Annotated in this window: 11 protein-coding genes and 1 other RNA gene; 3 read left to right on the top strand and 9 right to left on the bottom strand. The window is 74.2% G+C overall.

Going from position 1 to position 17,051, the window contains the following annotated elements; translation table 11 throughout:
* The first annotated feature begins 117 nt into the window (after window positions 1-117).
* Window positions 118-1,407 (top strand): MFS transporter, encoded by a 1,290-nt coding sequence (locus ACF1A5_RS30385; protein ID WP_392196083.1) that lies wholly within the window; start codon window positions 118-120, stop codon window positions 1,405-1,407.
* A gap of 90 nt (window positions 1,408-1,497) precedes the next feature.
* Here ACF1A5_RS30385 and ssrA read toward each other — a convergent pair.
* The 5 genes from ssrA to ftsE form a co-directional block, all read right to left on the bottom strand.
* Window positions 1,498-1,866: a transfer-messenger RNA gene (gene ssrA / locus ACF1A5_RS30380) on the bottom strand.
* Window positions 1,867-2,008: 142 nt separating this feature from the next.
* Entirely contained in the window at window positions 2,009-2,488 is a 480-nt protein-coding gene (gene smpB, locus ACF1A5_RS30375; RefSeq protein WP_356189665.1) for an SsrA-binding protein SmpB, read from the bottom strand.
* Window positions 2,489-2,562: 74 nt separating this feature from the next.
* The gene (locus ACF1A5_RS30370; protein ID WP_392196082.1) at window positions 2,563-3,732 is read right to left on the bottom strand and encodes a S41 family peptidase; all 1,170 of its coding nucleotides are present in this window, start codon (window positions 3,730-3,732) and stop codon (window positions 2,563-2,565) included.
* 67 nt (window positions 3,733-3,799) lie between these two features.
* Window positions 3,800-4,717: a permease-like cell division protein FtsX gene (ftsX, locus tag ACF1A5_RS30365; protein WP_392196081.1), complete on the bottom strand. Its 918-nt coding sequence runs from the start codon at window positions 4,715-4,717 to the stop codon at window positions 3,800-3,802.
* Between the two features lie 33 nt (window positions 4,718-4,750).
* A complete protein-coding gene (gene ftsE / locus ACF1A5_RS30360) occupies window positions 4,751-5,440 on the bottom strand; it encodes a cell division ATP-binding protein FtsE (protein ID WP_004000799.1) in 690 nt (229 codons plus the stop codon).
* Window positions 5,441-5,678: 238 nt separating this feature from the next.
* Here ftsE and ACF1A5_RS30355 point away from each other — a divergent pair, with 238 nt between their 5' ends.
* Window positions 5,679-5,870 carry a hypothetical protein gene (locus ACF1A5_RS30355; protein ID WP_356189733.1) on the top strand — a complete coding sequence of 64 codons (192 nt, stop codon included), beginning with the start codon at window positions 5,679-5,681 and terminating at the stop codon, window positions 5,868-5,870.
* A 104-nt stretch (window positions 5,871-5,974) separates the two neighbouring features.
* On the opposite strand, the gene ACF1A5_RS30350 is transcribed toward ACF1A5_RS30355, so the two are convergent.
* The 4 genes from ACF1A5_RS30350 to ACF1A5_RS30335 form a co-directional block, all read right to left on the bottom strand.
* Window positions 5,975-6,868, bottom strand: coding sequence for a hypothetical protein (locus tag ACF1A5_RS30350; protein WP_392196080.1), 894 nt, complete (start codon window positions 6,866-6,868; stop codon window positions 5,975-5,977).
* Window positions 6,869-7,160: 292 nt separating this feature from the next.
* Window positions 7,161-8,273: a peptide chain release factor 2 gene (gene prfB, locus ACF1A5_RS30345; protein WP_392196079.1), complete on the bottom strand. Its 1,113-nt coding sequence runs from the start codon at window positions 8,271-8,273 to the stop codon at window positions 7,161-7,163.
* An 887-nt stretch (window positions 8,274-9,160) separates the two neighbouring features.
* On the bottom strand, window positions 9,161-10,393 hold the full coding sequence (locus tag ACF1A5_RS30340) for a serine/threonine-protein kinase (protein WP_392196078.1): 1,233 nt from the start codon (window positions 10,391-10,393) through the stop codon (window positions 9,161-9,163).
* 210 nt (window positions 10,394-10,603) lie between these two features.
* Window positions 10,604-12,244, bottom strand: coding sequence for a protein kinase (locus ACF1A5_RS30335; RefSeq protein ID WP_392196077.1), 1,641 nt, complete (start codon window positions 12,242-12,244; stop codon window positions 10,604-10,606).
* Between the two features lie 515 nt (window positions 12,245-12,759).
* Here ACF1A5_RS30335 and ACF1A5_RS30330 point away from each other — a divergent pair.
* Window positions 12,760-16,959, top strand: coding sequence for an FHA domain-containing protein (locus tag ACF1A5_RS30330; protein ID WP_392196108.1), 4,200 nt, complete (start codon window positions 12,760-12,762; stop codon window positions 16,957-16,959).
* Window positions 16,960-17,051 lie beyond the last annotated feature (92 nt).

The following is a 17,051-nucleotide window of genomic DNA, read 5'->3' as shown; positions in this document are numbered from 1 at the left end:
GCTCGGAGGCTCGGCAGCTCGGGGCGTGGCAGCTCGGGGGCTTTCACAACACAGCTGCGTGAATGGGTGCCCGGAAGGTGTTGGACGCCCGTTCCGGCGGACGGGACGGTGGACTCCATGCCGCATCCGCCCACGCGTCACCACACGACCGCCCGGTCCCTCCTGTTCACCGTCACCGCCGACACCCTCGTCGCCGTCGACTTCGCCCCGCGCACCCGGCACCGTCCGCCGGGCCCGTACCGCCGCCTGTTCACCGTGCCCGGGGCCCGGGCCTTCACCGCGGGGAACCTGCTGGCCCGGCTGCCCATGGGCATGTTCAGCGTGAGCGCGGTGGTGATGATCGCCGCCTCCCGCGGCTCGTACGCGCTCGCCGGCGCGGTCACGGCCACCGGCCTCGCGGCCACCGCGCTGACCGCCCCCTGGATCGCGCGGCTGGTGGACCGGTACGGCCAGGCGCGGATCGCGGTGCCCGCCACGGTGTGCGCCGTGCTGGGCAGCCTGGCGCTGCTGCTGTGCGTGCACTACGACGCCCCCGACTGGACCCTGTTCGCCGCGTACGCCGCGACCGCGACCACGCCCAACACCGGTGGGATGTCCCGGGCCCGCTGGGCGCACCTGCTGGCGGGCGACGCGCGGGCGCTGCACACCGCGAACTCCTTCGAGCAGGCGGCGGACGAGCTGTGCTTCATGCTGGGCCCGGCCCTCGCCGCCTATCTGTGCGGGACGTTCTTCCCCGAGGCGGGCACGCTGGCCGGCGCGGTGCTGCTGCTGACCGGGGTGCTGGTGTTCGCCGCCCAGCGCTCGACCGAGCCGCCGCCCCGGCCGCGTACGCCCGCCAAGGCGCCGTTGCGCGCGCCGGGGATGCCGGGCCGACTGGCGGGGTGCCTGGCCATGGGCGCGGTCTTCGGCGCCATGGAGGTCGTCACCGTGGCGTTCGCGGACGACCGGGGCCACCGGTCGGCGGCGGGGGTCGCGCTGGGACTCCAGGCGGCCGGTTCCTGCGTGGCCGGGCTGGTGTACGGGGCGCTGCGGCCCTCGGGCCCGGCCGCGCGGCGGCTGCCGTGGTGCGTCGCGGCGATGACGGCGCTCATGACGCTGCCGCTGCTGGCCGCCGCGCTGACCGGCTCCCTGCCGCTGGTGGCGCTGGCGCTGCTGGTGGCGGGCACGGCGACCGCTCCGACGATGGTCACCAACCTGACCCTGGTGCAGCAGCACACTCCCGAGGGCCGTCTCAACGAGGGCATGACCCTGGCGGTGACCGGCCTGCTCGGCGGCATCGCCTGCGGCAGCGCGGCCGGCGGCTGGGTGGTGGAGCACCTGTCACCGACGGCCGGTTACGGCGTACCGGTGACGGCCGCGGCGGCCGCGCTGCTGATCTCCCTGGCCCAGCCGGCCGACGACGCCTGATCCGGGGCCCGCCCCAGCCGGTACGCGGCGCACCGCACACGACGAAGGCCCCGCCGCTCGGAAGCGGCGGGGCCCGTGCCCACATGGGATGAGTGGAGATGGCGGGAATCGAACCCGCGTCCAACGGTGCGGAATCAGGGCTTCTCCGTGTGCAGTCCGCTTCGCTTTTCTCGGCCCCGGAGATCACGCGGACAAGTCTCCGACGGGCTCAGTCACTGTTTGATTTCCCTCTTCACCCCGTGACCGGGATCAAGGTTTAGTCCCCTAGCTGATGCCAGGATCCGGGTCGGGAACAGCCCCGGGCTGACACTTCGCAAGTCGCTACTTAGGCAGCGAGGGCGAAGGAATCGCGCTTGGTGTTGGCGATTATTTTTTTCGGCCTGTGGTTTACGAGATCATGGCCGCTTCCTCGACACGCTTCCCCTGCTTCGACATCCGCTGTCGAAACCGATCATCCCCATGTTGATTTTTCAAAGCCGGCCTCTCCGGAGAGAGACCCGCACCCTCTGTGAGGTGCGCTGCCATCGTACGTGACCAACGCAGGTCGATGCCAGCGTATTCCCGGGCGGCGGCGCGCGGCCCGCGGCCGCTGCCCGCGCCGCTACGCCCGCTGCTTGCGCCGGACCGCCGCCATGGCGCGGTCCGCCTCACGGCGGTCCTGCTTCTCGCGGAGCGTCTGCCGCTTGTCGTACTCCTTCTTGCCCCGCGCCAGCGCGATCTCGACCTTGGCCCGGCCGTCCTTGAAGTACAGGGCCAGCGGCACGATCGTGTGCCCCGTCTCCTGGGACTTGGCCTCCAGCTTCTCGATCTCCACCCGGTGCAGCAGCAGCTTCCGCTTGCGGCGGGCGCTGTGGTTGGTCCAGGTGCCCTGGCTGTACTCCGGCACGTGCACGTTGTGCAGCCATGCCTCGTGATCGTCGAGCTGCACGAAGCCGTCTGCCAGCGACGCCCGCCCCTGACGCAGCGACTTCACCTCGGTCCCGGTGAGGACCAGGCCGGCCTCGTAGGTGTCGAGGATGTGGTAGTCGTGCCGCGCCTTCTTGTTCTGCGCGATCAGCTTGCGCCCTTTTTCCTTAGCCATAGTGCGACCCATTTTCGCACTACGCGGGGGGTGGACGGGAAGCCGATTAACGGATCGCCGCGTGCGGCGGGCGGCTACGAGGGGTCGCCGAGCCCGCCGAGAACCCTCTCCGCGCGCCCCAGCGGGTCCCGGCCCGCGTCCAGGTCCGGTGTGATGCCCCGGCCGTCGACGGCGTGACCGGAGGGGGTGCGGTAGTGACCGACGGTGAGCTCGGCGACGGAGCCGCCGGGCAGCCGGCTCGGCATCTGCACCGAGCCCTTGCCGAAGGTGCGCGAGCCCACGACGACCGCGCGGCCGCGGTCCTGCAGTGCGCCGGTGAGCAGCTCGGCCGCGCTCATCGTGCCGCCGTCGACCAGCGTGACCAGGGGGCGCGCGGTGTCGCCGCCGGGGTCGGCGTGCAGGGCGCGCTGCCGGCCGTCGACGTCGTAGGTGGCGACCAGGCCGCCGTCGAGGAAGGCGGAGGCGGCGGTGACGGCCTCGGTGACCAGCCCGCCGGAGTTGCCGCGCAGGTCGAGGATGATCCCGGCGTCGGCCGGGGCGTTGCGCACGGCGGTGCGGACGGTGCCGCCGACGCCCCGGGTGAAGGCGGCGACCTTGATGACGGTGGCGCCGTCGGGGAGCCGGTGGACGGTGACCGAGTCGGTGGACAGGCGGGCCCGGCGCAGGGTGAGGCTCCACGCGCGCGTGCCGCGCTCCAGGCCGAGGGTGACGGAGGTCCCGGCGGGAGCGTCGTCGGCGTCCCCGCGCAGCAGCGAGACCACCTCGGTGACGGGCCGCCCGTCGACCTTGTGGCCGTCGACGGTGCGCAGCCGGTCGCCGCCGCGGATCCCGGCGACGGCCGCGGGCGAACCGCCGCTCACCCGGGTCACCTCGATCCGGCCGTCCCGCTCGCGCCGCGCCCACAGGCCGACGCCGGTGTAGCGGCCGTCGAGGGCCTGCTCGAACTCCTTGTACTCCCCCTGGGAGTAGACGGCGTCCCAGCGGTCCCCGCTGCGGCTCACGGCGCGTTCGGCGGCCTCCATCGGGGAGGTGCCGTCGGCCATGGCCTGGGCGGCCGCCCTCGCCACCTCCTGGTGGCGGCTGACGGTGACGGGCGAACCGGCCCCCCGGGCCGGCGGCTCCGCGTCGGGGCCCGGCAGGGAGCCCGTCGCCGCACCGGCCACGAGCACGCTCGCGAACACCAATGTCAGGGCGGCCCCGCGGCGGAGGCGGCGGGGCGGGCAGAACAGGTCACGGCCTGACATGGCGGTGAGTCTAGACAACGCAAGAGGGCCGTACGGCCGCTTGACCGTACGACCCCCTTGGCATGTGTCACACCTTCAGGTACTTGCGCAGTGCGAAGAACGCGGCCAGCGCGGGCATCAGCACACTCGCGGCGAGGATCAGCGGGAGCTTGGTGAGCACCGCGTCCCAGCCCACGAAGTTGATCAGGTTCAGCTTCGTGGACAGGGCCATGCCGTGGTCGATCGTGAAGTACCGCCCGACGACCAGGAAGACGCACGCCAGGCCACCGCCGATGAGCCCGGCGACCGCGGCCTCCATGATGAACGGCGCCTGGATGTAGAAGCCGGACGCGCCGACCAGCCGCATGATCCCGGTCTCGCGCCGGCGGCTGAACGCGGAGACGCGCACCGTGTTGACGATCAGCAGCAGCGCGACGACGAGCATCAGCGCCATCACGCCGAGCGCCGCGTTGTTCATCAGGTTCAGCAGCCCGAAGAGGTTGTCGAGGATGCCCTTCTGGTCCTGCACGGACTGCACGCCGTCACGCCCGTTGAAGGCGCTCGCGATGACCTTGTACTGCTCCGGGTTCTTCAGTTTGATCCGGTACGACTCCTGCATCTGGTCCGGCGTGAGGGAGGCCGCCAGCGGGGAGTCGCCGAACTGCTCCTTGTAGTGCTTGTACGCATCGTCCTGCGATTCGTACGTGACCTTCTGCACCACCGACATCTTGTCCAGGTCGGCGAGGATCTGCTTCTTCTGGTCCGTGGTCACCGCGCCCTTGGCGCAGTTGGCGTCGTTCTCGGCGTCACTCTTGTTGCAGAGGAAGATCGAGACGTTGACCTTGTCGTACCAGTAGCCCTTCATGGTGCTCACCTGGTCGCTCATCAGCAGCGAACCGCCGAACAGGGCCAGGGACAGGGCGACGGAGACGATGACGGCGAACGTCATCGTCAGGTTGCGGCGGAGACCCACACCGATCTCCGACAGGACGAACTGGGCGCGCATGGCGTCTGGTCAAGCCTTTCCGACGTGAACTCTTCAGTGCTGGTAGCCGTAGACGCCGCGCGCCTGGTCGCGGACGAGGCGGCCCTTCTCCAGCTCGATGACGCGCTTGCGCATCTGGTCCACGATGTTCTGGTCGTGGGTTGCCATCACCACGGTCGTGCCCGTCCGGTTGATCCGGTCGAGCAGCTTCATGATGCCGACGGAGGTCTGCGGGTCGAGGTTGCCGGTGGGCTCGTCGGCGATCAGCAGCTTGGGCCGGTTGACGAAGGCCCGCGCGATGGCGACGCGCTGCTGCTCACCGCCGGACAGCTCGCCCGGCATTCGGTCCTCCTTGCCGCCGAGCCCGACGAGGTCGAGCACCTGCGGCACGGACTTGCGGATCTCGCCGCGGGACTTGCCGATGACCTCCTGCGCGAAGGCCACGTTCTCGGCGACCGTCTTGTTGGGCAGCAGGCGGAAGTCCTGGAAGACCGTTCCCAACTGGCGGCGCATCTGCGGCACCTTCCAGTTGGACAGGCGCGCGAGGTCCTTGCCCAGGACGTGCACCTGACCGTGACTGCACCGCTCCTCGCGGAGGATCAGCCGCAGGAAGGTGGACTTTCCGGAGCCGGAGGACCCCACGAGGAACACGAACTCGCCCTTCTCCACCTCGAGGGAGACATCCCTGAGGGCGGGGCGGGTCTGCTTGGGGTAGACCTTGGAGACATTGTCGAATCGGATCACGGATGCACCACGGGTCGCCGGGGGTAGATGAGCGTGACCATACGCGACCCGGGTGGGCGAGCGCAGTCGCCGGTCGCGGTTGCGCGCGGCTTGTGCGTTTTTGTACGGGGCTTTGTCGCGGAGGTGGGCCTCCTGGGGAACCCGCGCTGAAATCCATGGAACCTGGCACAGTGGTGTGGGGAACGTTCGTGTGTCCGCGAGCGTTGTGTAGGTGGAGACGTGCAAGGAGGGCGAGCGCATGACGTACGACCGGTTGGTGTGCGCGAACTGCGCGGCGCCCGTGAGCGAGGGCCGGTGCCCGGTGTGCCGCGCGAACCGCGAGCGGCTGCAGCAGGAGAACTTCTTCTCGGGGCTGAACCCCATGGCGCTGATCGCGCTGCTCGCGGTGCTGATCGCCGCGGTGGCGCTGCTGGCGCACCAGACGGCCTGAGCGGCCGAGCGGCTGCCGAAGGACGGACGAAGGGCCCGGAGCGGGAAGCTCCGGGCCCTTACGCATGATCGAGCCGCATACGCCTCGTAAGGCTTCGGCTACGCTCAGGCGGCAGCGCCGCCGCGGCCGGCCATGACGCGCGGCAGGACGCGGAAGCCGATACCGCCGGCGATCATCGTGGCGGCACCGATCAGCAGGAACGCGGTCTGGCCGGCACCCGTCTCGGCGAGCTGCTTGCCGTTGCCCTGGGCCGAGGTGTTGGGCGCGTCCGAGCCGGTGTCGGTGAGGGCCGAGGAGCCCTCCTCCTGGGCGGTGTTGTCGTTGCCGCCACCGTTGACGTCGGGGCCGCCGGTGGTGGAGCCACCACCGGTGGCGGAACCGCCGTCGCTACCCGAGCCGCCGTTGCCGCCGGAGGTGCCGTTGCCACCGGAGCCGCCGGTGTTGCCCGAGCCGCCGTCGGCGGACCCGCCGGTGGTCGAACCGCCGGTGGTCGAACCACCGCCGGTGGTACCGCCGTTCGAGGAGCCGCCGCCGGTGGTGCTGCCACCGCCGGTGGTGCTGCCGCCCGTGGTCTCGCCGGTCGTCGATCCGCCGGTGGTGGTCGTGTCACCGCCGGTGGTGGTGTCGCCACCGGTCGTGTCGCCGCCCGTGGAGCCGGCGATGACGCCGCCGATGGACGCGTCGCCGCCGACCGTGGTGCCGCCGTCGGAGGACGTGCCACCGTCAGAGGACGTGCCACCGTCGCTGGACGTGCCGCCGTCCGAGGAGGACCCGCCAGTGGTGCCCTCGGTCACACCGACCGAGGCGCCGCCGCTGTCGGTGCCGCCGTCACTGGTCCCTGTGGACGTACCGCCGTCGGCGGCGACGCCGACGCCGGTGTCCAGCGTCACGCCGAGGTCGAGCGCGGAAGCGGCACCCGCGGCGGTCAGCGAGGCGCCCGCGGCGATCACGGCACCCGCGGCTATACGCGCGACACGGATCCGTGTCTTCTTGGTCATGTGGTTGCTACCCCCAGTAGCCGATCGTCAATGAGGCCGCGCACGGGGCCGTGATCGACGGAGGTGCAGAACGATGAAGCCCCCCGGTTCACATGCGCCCCAGAGATACGCATGCCGCCCATTACCCTTCCCACAATTCACAGCAGCGTCAAGGCCGTTGCGCGGGCGATGTCCGGGTTCGCGTCCTTTGCCGGGGAGTGAATCATGTGAGTGTGACGCGAATCCCGGACATCGGGGCACACAAAAGGCAACTGCCGCCCCGCGGGCGGCAGTTGCCTTGTCGACAAAGCGCTCAGCTCTGCTGTTCCTGCTGCTTGCGCCAGCGAATCCCGGCCTCCAGGAACCCGTCGATCTCGCCGTTGAAGACGGCCTCGGGGTTGCCGACCTCGAACTCCGTACGCAGGTCCTTGACCATCTGGTACGGGTGCAGGACGTACGAGCGCATCTGGTTGCCCCAGGAGTTGCCGCCGTCGCCCTTGAGAGCGTCCATCTTGGCCTGCTCCTCCTGGCGCCGCCGCTCCAGCAGCTTGGCCTGGAGGACGTTCATCGCGGTGGCCTTGTTCTGGATCTGGGACCGCTCGTTCTGGCAGGAGACCACGATGCCGGTGGGCAGGTGTGTGATGCGCACCGCGGAGTCGGTGGTGTTCACGCCCTGGCCGCCGGGGCCGGAGGAGCGGTAGACGTCGATGCGCAGCTCGGACTCGTCGATCTCGACGTGGTCGGACTGCTCGACGACGGGGAGCACCTCGACGCCCGCGAAGGAGGTCTGGCGGCGGCCCTGGTTGTCGAACGGGGAGATCCGCACCAGCCGGTGCGTGCCCTGCTCGACGGAGAGGGTGCCGTAGGCGTACGGCACCTGCACGGCGAAGGTGGTCGACTTGATGCCGGCCTCTTCGGCGTACGACGTCTCGTAGATCTCGGTCTTGTAGCCGTGCTGCTCGGCCCAGCGCAGGTACATGCGCTGGAGCCGCTCGGCGAAGTCGGCCGCGTCGACGCCGCCGGCCTCGGCACGGATGTTGACGAGCGCCTCGCGGGAGTCGTACTCGCCGGAGAGGAGGGTGCGGACCTCCATCTCGTCGAGCGCCTTCCTGACGGCGGCGAGCTCCGCGTCGGCCTCGGCACGGGTGTCCGGGTCGTCCTCTTCCTCGGCCATCTCGAAGAGCACGGCGAGATCGTCGATCCGTCCGCGCAGGGCCTCGGCCTTCCTGACCTCCGCCTGGAGGTGGGAGAGCTTGCTGGTGATCTTCTGCGCCTCGTCCGGGTTGTCCCACAGGGACGGCGCGGCTGCCTGCTCCTCGAGCACGGCGATGTCTGCCCTCAGCTTGGCGAGGTCCAGAACGGCCTCGATCGACTCCATGGTCGAGGAGAGGGACTTGAGCTCTTCGGATACATCGACGACTGCCACGCCTCCAGCGTAACGGCTCCGCCAAGTGAGGAACGCCGAGCGCGGACGGTCGGCCGGTGGCGGGGCCGGAGCCGGGGGCGCCTGCGGCTGCCGGGGCCCGGAGCTGGGGCCCCCAGCCTCGGGGACCCGGAGCTGGGCGTCCCGGGACCACCAGGACCCCGAGTAGGGGCCCCGGCCACCCGGAGCGGGGCACCCAGGCCACCAGAGCCCGGAACAGAGGTCCCAGGGGCGCCGGGAACCCGGAGCCGCAGCCGGGACCCCGGGCCACCCGGACCCCGAGCAGGGGGGCCAGGCCACCCAGCGCGGGGCACCCAGGCCACCAGAGCCCTGAGCAGAGGTCCCGGGGCCGCCGGGAACCCGGAGCTGGGCGTCCCCGGGGGCGCCAGGACCCCGGGCAGGGACCCCAGGCCGGCAGGGCCCGGAACGGAGGTGCCGGGTCCGCCGGGGGCCCGGAACAGGGGGTCCCCGGGCCACCCGGACCCCTGACCAGGGCCCCAGCCGTCCGGACCCGAATCGGGGGAAGTCCCGGGGCCGTCAGGACCCCAGGCTGGGGTCATCGGGTCACCAGGCCCCGGAGCGGGGGCACCGGGCCGCCAGTGGGTGGCCGGGCCGTCGAGACCACGGCGAGACCCGGATCAGGAAGCCCCCGGGCCGCCGAGGCGGAAGACCTTGCCCCGAGCGCCGCTGCGGGCCTGCGCCCCTTACGTCCCGGGGCGGCCCTCCAGGCCTCCGAAGCCTCGGCGGACTCTCCGTACCCCCCTCCCCCGGCGGCGCTCCGGTCCCTGCCGGTTCTGCCGCCTGCGGCCTCTCCGGCCCCTGCCGGTTTCTGGCCCCCCTGCGGCCTCTCAGCCCCTGCTGTGCCCGTCGCGCGTGGCGACGGGGGCGGGTCAGGGGGAGGCCGGGGCCGAGTGGCCCTTGTCCTGGGGTGGCGGGGCCGGGTCGTCGTCCGAGGAGGCCAGCCACGCTCCGACGCCGACCGCCGCAGCCAGCAGGGTTCCGGCCACGCCGAGGGTGATCCGGCGGCGTCGCGCGACCGCCCGGTGCCGGGCCGAGCCGGGGCGCGGGGAACCCGCGGCGCGCGGAACGCGGGCCGTGCCGCGGGCGCCGCCGGCCAGTTCGTCCGGGCCCGGCACCCGCATCGAGGTGTGGGTGTCCCGGTTGGAGTCCGGCCTGGCCCCCGGGACCAGCGGAACCGCGCCCCGCCGCCGCACCCGCTCGCCGGCCGGTTCCACGGCGTCCTCGGACGGCTCCCGCTCCGGCTCCGTGTCCGGCTCGTCCACGTCCAGCGGCGGCATCCCCGCGAGCATCGGCAGCAGCTCCCGCAGCCGCGCCCCCAGCTCGGAGGCGCGCAGCCGGGACGCGGGGGCCTTCGCCAGGCACTGCACGAGCAGCTGCCACAGCTCGTCCGGGATGCCGGGCAGCGGCGCCACCGTCTCCGTGACGTGCCGCCGCAGCACCGCGCCGGGGTGCCCGCCACCGAACGGGGTGAAGCCCGCCAGCAGCTCGTACAGGACCGTGGCCAGGGCGTAGATGTCGACCGCGGCGCGCGGGGGCAGGCCCTCGACGATCTCCGGCGCCAGATAGTCCGGCGTGCCGATGATCTTCGTCGCGCGGGTCCGCTTCGGCGAGTCGATGAGCTTGGCCACCCCGAAGTCGGTCAGCAGCGCCGGGTGCGACCCGCCCGGACCGAGCGGGCCCTGCATGTCCAGCAGCACGTTCTCCGGCTTGACGTCCCGGTGGACGACCCCGGCCGCGTGGGCGGCCGCCAGCCCGTCGGCGACGTCCGCGACGACGGCCACCGCCGCCTCGGGCGCCATCCGCCGCTCCCGCTCCAGGCGGGTGCGCAGGTCCGTGCCGCGGACGAGGTCCATCACCAGGGCCAGGTCATTGCCGTCGACCACCAGGTCCCGTACGGAGACCACGTGCGGGTGCTCCAGGCCCAGCAGGGCCGTCCGCTCCTGCACGAAGCGGCCCACGAGCTCCTGGTCGGACGCGAGATCCTCGCGCAGCAGCTTGATGGCCACGGGCCCTTCCGGCCCCTCGCCCAGCCACACCGTGCCGGCGCTGCCCCGTCCCAGGATCTGGTGGGCGGTGTACCGGCTGCCGATCTTCCGTGCCAAGACTGCTCCTACAGACGCGTGTTGCCGACAAAGCTACGCGTCCGACGAACCAACCTTCACCGCGGAGACGGAAATCGACCATCGGATGTCGACAAATCCCCAGGACCGCGGTGGAGGAGCACGACGTGCCCCGCCTGTCCGGAGGTCCCTCCGGTCCGCCCGGATCGCCTGCCCGTACGTCCGGACCGCCCGCCCGTACGCGTCCGGCCGTCAGCTGCCCTGCGAGGTGCTCCCGCCCAGGTCCTTGGCCCAGCCGGTCACCTTGTCGAACAGGTGGCTGATCTCGCCCCAGTAGCTCTTGCCGGTCCCGATCCAGTCCTGCAGCGGGCTCAGCTCCCAGATCAGCCAGCCCGCCACGAACAGGATGACGATCGTGAACAGGCACCCCTTCAGGCAGCCGAGACCGGGGATCTTCATCGGGTTGGCGCTGCGCTGCCTGGGCTCCCGCGCGGGCCGCCGGGGCTCCGGCGCCGGGGGCGGGGCGTACCGCTGCGGCTGGCGGTGCTGCGGCGGGGCGTACTGCTGGGGCTGCCGCTGCGGATGTCCATAGCCCGACTGGGGCCGCTGCTGCTGCGGCCGGGCGACCTGCCGTTGGGGGCGGCGGCGCAGCGGGTCCTCGTTCGGGTCCAGGTACTGGACCTGCGTCTGCTCGTTGCGGTCGCGGGCGGCGCGCAACTGGGTCTGCCAGGGGTGCGGCTGGTCGGGCTGCTGTCCCTGCGGGCCGGCGCCGGGCTGGTTCTGCGGCATCGGCGGCATCATGCGCGTCGGGTCGGCCGCGCCGTGGTTCGGCAGGACGGTGGTGGGGTCGGCCGCGCCCCGGGGGCCGCCGGTGTGCGGCAGGACGCTGGTGGCGGCGTTGGGGTCGTAGGCCCCCGCGCCGTGCTGGAGCACCTGCGTGGCGTCGGCGGCGCCGGGCATGCCCCCCGGCACGGTGGCGGGCTCCGGGTCGGGGGCCAGCAGCGCGCCGACGCCCTCAGCGGCGGCGATCTGCGCGGCTCCCGCGTGCACCCCGACGCCCTCGGCGACGACGCGCAGGCCGCGGGCGAGGTTCTCGGCGCTGGGCCGCTCCGACGGGTTCTTGCGCAGGCAGCGCTCTATGACCGTCCACAGCGGGTCGGGGACCGTGGACGGGCGGCGGGGCTCGGCGCTCAGGTGCTGGTGCAGGACCTCGAGGGCCGAGCTGCCGGAGAACGGGGGACGGCCGGTGACCAGCTCGTACAGCAGGATGCCGGCGCCGTAGATGTCGACGGCGGAGGTCTGCGGGCGGCCCTCGGCGGACTCGGGCGCGATGTAGGCGGGCGTGCCGACGAACTCGTGGGTGCGGGTGAGACCGGGCGAGTCGGCGAGGCGCGCGATGCCGAAGTCGGTCAGCATCGGGTGCATCTGGCCGCCGCCCTGCTGGAGCAGGACGTTCGCGGGCTTCAGGTCGCGGTGGACGACCCCGTCGGCGTGGCTCGCGGCCAGCGCGTCTGCGATCTGGGCGGTGAGCAGCGCGGCGGCCACGGGCGAGAACGGGCCGTTCTCCCGCAGGTAGCGGTGCAGGTCGGGGCCGTCGACGAGGTCCATGACCAGCGCCAGCAGATCGCCCTCGACCACCAGGTCGCGGACCCGGACGATGTTCGGGTGGGTCAGCCGGAGCAGCACGGAACGCTCCCGCAGGAACCGCATCACGACGTCCGCGTCGTTGGCCAGCTCCTCCTTCAGGACCTTGATCGCGACGGTCTCGCCGGGCTGGCCGGGCACGGCGGCCTCGGCGCCCGCGGTCTCCCGCTGGCGGGCTCGCCAGACGGTGCCCGTGGCGCCGCGTCCGAGCGGCTCCTCGAGCAGGTACTTGCTGCCTACCGGCCGCACGTCGCGCTCCCTGCTGCTTGCTTGCCTGGTCCCCGCGCCGCGTCCGGCCCGGTGGGGTCCCCCCGTTCGAACGGAGTCGAGAGGGGGGACAGGGTGTTCCGACCCACTGTAGTGCCGCCACCCGCGGTGCCGGGCTGTCGTGTTAGTGCGCCTGGTGGTCCGTGTGCGCGGCACCGGCCCCTTCGGGCGAGTACGCACCGGACGCCGTACATGTTCGACGGAAAGACGCTCGACTCGGGTCGGTTGGTTGCCCGGTGCGGACGTGACCGATCTCAAGCGGGCACCAAGAGGACACCCGCGGGGCACTGGTCAGGCACTTTTGCGCGCAGAGCCGACCAATCAAGATCACTTGGCGGTGGGCGGCGGGCGCGGTGTCGGTGCCAGGTGCAAGGATGCCTCCAGTTACTGGCCGACGTGCTCGTGCGGCGGTGGGGGAAGTCCGCGGTGGTGGGGGACTGCGGCAGGGCTTCGTCCCCGGCGCGCGGGCGCCCGCGCAGAAGGGATCGCAGACGGCGATGCAGATCCGGCTGACCGTCGTAGACCCGCTGGGCCCGTCCTCCGCGGCGGCGGGCCCCGCCGCGAGCTGCGACGTGCTGGTGACGGCGCCCGCGGGCACGGCCCTGGCCGCGGTGGCGTCGGCGCTCGCCGCCGCGGTGGCCGGCGACGGCTCCGGGTCCGAGCGCGGCCAGCGCGGTGCGTCCGAGCGCGGCCGGGAGCGGGGTACGGGCGAGCGCGGCCGCGAACCGGGCGCGGGGCCGGTCGTGCTGTACGCGGGCGCGGAGCGGCTCGACGTCCAGCGCTGCACGCTGGGCGAGCCCCCACTGCTCGACGGCGCGGTGCTGTCCCTGGGCGCCCCCGCCGACCCCGAGTCGCACCCCGAGCTCGACGAGGCCCCGACCCAGCTGCACGTGGTCGCCGGGCCGGACGCGGGCGGGGTGCACCTGCTGCACGGCGGGCAGATCACCGTCGGCCGCTCCGCCGACGCCGATGTCCCGCTCGACGACCCCGACGTCTCGCGGGTGCACTGCGCGGTCACGGTCGGCTCCGACGGCCGCGTCTCGGTGGCCGACCTCGGCTCCACCAACGGCACGGTGCTGGACGGCAGGCCCGTGGGCACTCGCCCGGTCCGGTTCGCGCCGGGCGCCCTGCTGCGGATCGGCGAGTCGGCCCTCCGGCTGACGCCGGCCGCGGGCCCCGGGGCCCGGGCCCGGACCGCACCCGACGGCGAGGGGCACGTACGCGTCCCCGCCGACGGCGAGCGGGGACCGGCCGCCCCCGCCGCGACGACGGGCGACGCCTCGGCTCCGGCGGCCCCTGCGCGCGTGGCGGGCGGCGGCCCTGGGGCGGACGGTGGGCGGCGCACGGAGGGCGTGCCCGCCACCGTCGGCCGGTGGCGCGCGGACGGCAGCCCTGGCGCGGACGGTGGGCGCGGCACCGGCGGCGACTGGGACACGGACCGCGGGCGTGGCACCGGCGACGGGCAGGGCGCGGGCAGCGGGCCTGGAACAGGTGGCCGGTGGGACGCGGACGGCCGCCCTGGTGCCGACGGCGGCCCGGGAGCGGGCAGCGGTACGGGCCCGGTGGGACACCCGGCGACCGGTCCGGAGGGGCGGCAGCGGCTCGCGTACGGCTCGGCCGGCTGGGGCGCTTCGGGGGACACCGCCCCGGGCGCGCAGGAGCACGGGGCCGTCGAACCTCCCGTCTTCCCGGCGCAGAGCCGCGCGCCCCGGATCGAGGACCAGGGCCGCGCCCGGGGCACGGACGACCGGGGTGCCGGGCCGGCCGACCCCGGGGACACGCACGGCGGTCCTCTGGGCACTACCGGATACGCCGTGGCTCCCTTCGCGGCCGGAGCGACCGGCTCCACGGGCGGAGCCACCGGACCCGCAGGACCCGCCCGCTCCGGAGACTCAGGGCCCCATGGATCCCACGGCGCCGGGGCCACCTCTGCGGTCGGCGGGACTCCGGGGGCTCAGGGGACACCCGCGCCCTCGGGCATCACCCACGACACCTACGGCTCTTCCGAGATCTACGACTACGGCGCTGCGGCCGCGCCCCACAGCCGGACGGACGGCGGGGCCGGTTCGAGCGGGCGCAAGGGGACCCCGCTGAGGGGCACCGACGTGCCGCAGGGCGTGCGCAGGCGCGGCGGACTCGGCGCGTGGGCGCGGCGGCTGACCGGGGGACGCGGGGAGCAGACGACGGACCGGGCCGGGGCGTACGACGCCGGACCGGCGCCCGAGACGACGGCGTACAGCACGTCCCCCGCCCCCACCGGACCGCAGCTGCCCGAGACCTGGCCGGACCCCGCCGCGCTGCTGCTGACCGCGCTGGGACCGGGCCGGCGCCTGTGGGAGCGCGGGCCGGGGCACCCCGAGGCGCTCACCGTGCGGCTCGGCACCACCGACCGGGCGGCCCTCGACGGCTCGGGGCTGCTGCCCGCGGTCCCGGTGACCGCCGGTCTGCGCGAGGTGGGGGCGCTGGGCCTGGCCGGACCGCGCGCCCGTCTGTCCGGCCTCGCACGCGCGGTGCTGGCCCAGCTCGCCACCCTGCACTCCCCCGACACGCTCGAGATCGTCCTGCTCAGCACGGACCGCGCGCGCTCCCTGGAGGAGCGCACCGCCGAATGGTCCTGGCTCGGCTGGCTCCCCCATGTGCGGCCCGGCCACGGCCAGGACTGCCGGCTCCTCCTCGCCTACGACGACGAGCAGGCCGAGGCCCGTACGGGCGAACTCCTCCGCCGGCTGGAGGACCACCTGGCGGACACCCGGGGCCCCGTCGCGGACCCGGCACCGACCGCTCCGGGCACGGACCCGGGGACGGCCGGCCCGCGCGCGCCCCTCGCCGGGCGGGCCGGTCCGGCCGACGGCGGCGCCCGAAGCGCCGTGCGCCGTCCCTCCTGGGCCCGAACCGACGACGCGGCGGACGAGCAGGGCTTCGCGGGGCCGTACACCGTGGTCGTCGTGGACGGCGACCCCGGAGAGGCCGCCGCGCGGGAGGCGCTGGCGCGGCTGGCCCAGGAAGGACCGCGGGCCGGCATCCACCTCATGTGCCTCGCCGAGACGCCACCCGCCTCACCGGCGTCCCCGGTGACGGAGACGTACGACGCCGCGTGTGCTCTGTCCCCGGTGTTCCGCGCGTGCGGGGCGGTGGCGCTGCTCAGCGGTGACGTGGCGACGGCACTGCGGCTGATGCGCGTCGCGGCGCACGCCCCGGTGCCCTCGGGGACCAGGGCGGACCGCCCGGCCTTCGGCGGTACCGCCGGCCACCCCGCCGCGACCGCCGGCACGGCCGCCTCCGCACCCACCGGCGGCCCCCGCGCGACCACGGAAACCACATCGGCCACACCGGCCCCCGCGACACCCCCGGGCCCAGGCGACCCGCACCCCGCTCCCGACGCGACACCCGCCCTCACCTCCATAGCCCCCGCCCCCATACCCCCCGGCACCGTCGCCGTCGTGGACGCCGTGTCCCTCGCCTGGGCCGAGCGGTTCGCGCGGGCCCTGGCCCCACTGCGGACGGACGGGGCCACCGGGGACCGGCCGGCGCGGGTGTCGGCGCCGCTGCCGCTGTCGGCGCGGCTGCTGGACGAGCTGGGCCTGGCCCGGGCCACCCCCGCGTCGCTGCTGGCCCGCTGGGCGGACGCGGCCGACGACGACGCCGCACTCGGCGGTCGGGCGCGGGCCGTGCTCGGGGCCGGGCCGCGCGGACCGGTCTGCGCGGACCTGGTGGCCGACGGCCCGCATCTGCTGATCGAGGGCCCGGCGGGCAGCGGCCGTACGGAGCTGCTGCGGTCCGTCGTCGCCTCGCTCGCCGCCGCCGAGCGCCCCGACCGCCTCGGCGTCGTCCTGGTCGACGGCCGGGACGACACCGGCACGGGCGGCGGCCACGGCGACGGCCTGCGGGTCTGTACGGACGTGCCGCACGTCACCACCCACCTCACCGCCAACGACCCGGTCCGGATGCGGGAGTTCGCACAGTCGCTGAGTGCCGAGCTGAAGCGGCGGGCCGAGTTGCTCGGGCGGGCCGACTTCGCCGAGTGGCACACCGGCCGCGCGGTGTCCGGCCGTATCGTCGCCCAGCGCACGGCGCCGGGCCGTGGCGCGCACGCCGGACCGGGGGCCGCCGACCTGGACAGTCCGCCCAGCGCGACGCTGCGACTGCGCCCCTCGGCCGCCGCCGCGCGGACCGAGGCCGCCCCGCCGCTGCCCCGGCTGGTCGTGGTCGTCGACGACCTGGACGGTTTGGTCTCCCCCGCGCTCGGCTCACCCGGCCGGCCGGCGGCCGGATCCGTCATACGCGCGCTGGAGGCGGTGGCCCGGGAGGGCGAGCGGCTCGGCGTGCACCTGGTGGCGGCGGCCGCGCCGGACGGCCGTACGGCGGAGTCGGAACCGGCGCGCCGGGCCACGCTGCGCGTCACGCTGGACGCCCCGGCCACGGGCCCGGAGGAACCGGCGCCCGGACGCGGCCGGCTGACCGCGGAGGACGGGCGGGTGACACCGTTCCAGGGCGGCCGGGTCACGGGCCGTATCCCGCGGACGGCGACCCAGCGCCCCACGGTGGTGGCCCTGGAGTGGCACCGGATGGGCGACCCGCCCGCCCGCCGCTCCGTCCGCGAGCTGGGCAACGGGCCCACGGACCTGGCCCTGCTGGCCAGTGCCCTGGAGCGGGCGGCGCGGCAGGTGTCGGCGGCGGAGGTCCCCTCCCTGCTCTGACCCCCGCTCCCCATACTCCCCCGCCTGTTCCCGTCCCTGTCCCTGTTCCCGTTCCCGTCCCCGCTTCCCGTCCCGCTTCCCGGCTCGCCTCC

The organism is Streptomyces sp. NPDC014864 (assembly GCF_043081525.1).
Lineage (GTDB): Bacteria > Actinomycetota > Actinomycetes > Streptomycetales > Streptomycetaceae > Streptomyces.
The sequence above is the reverse complement of the archived record's forward strand: the minus strand, read 5'-3'. Positions and strand labels throughout refer to the sequence as shown.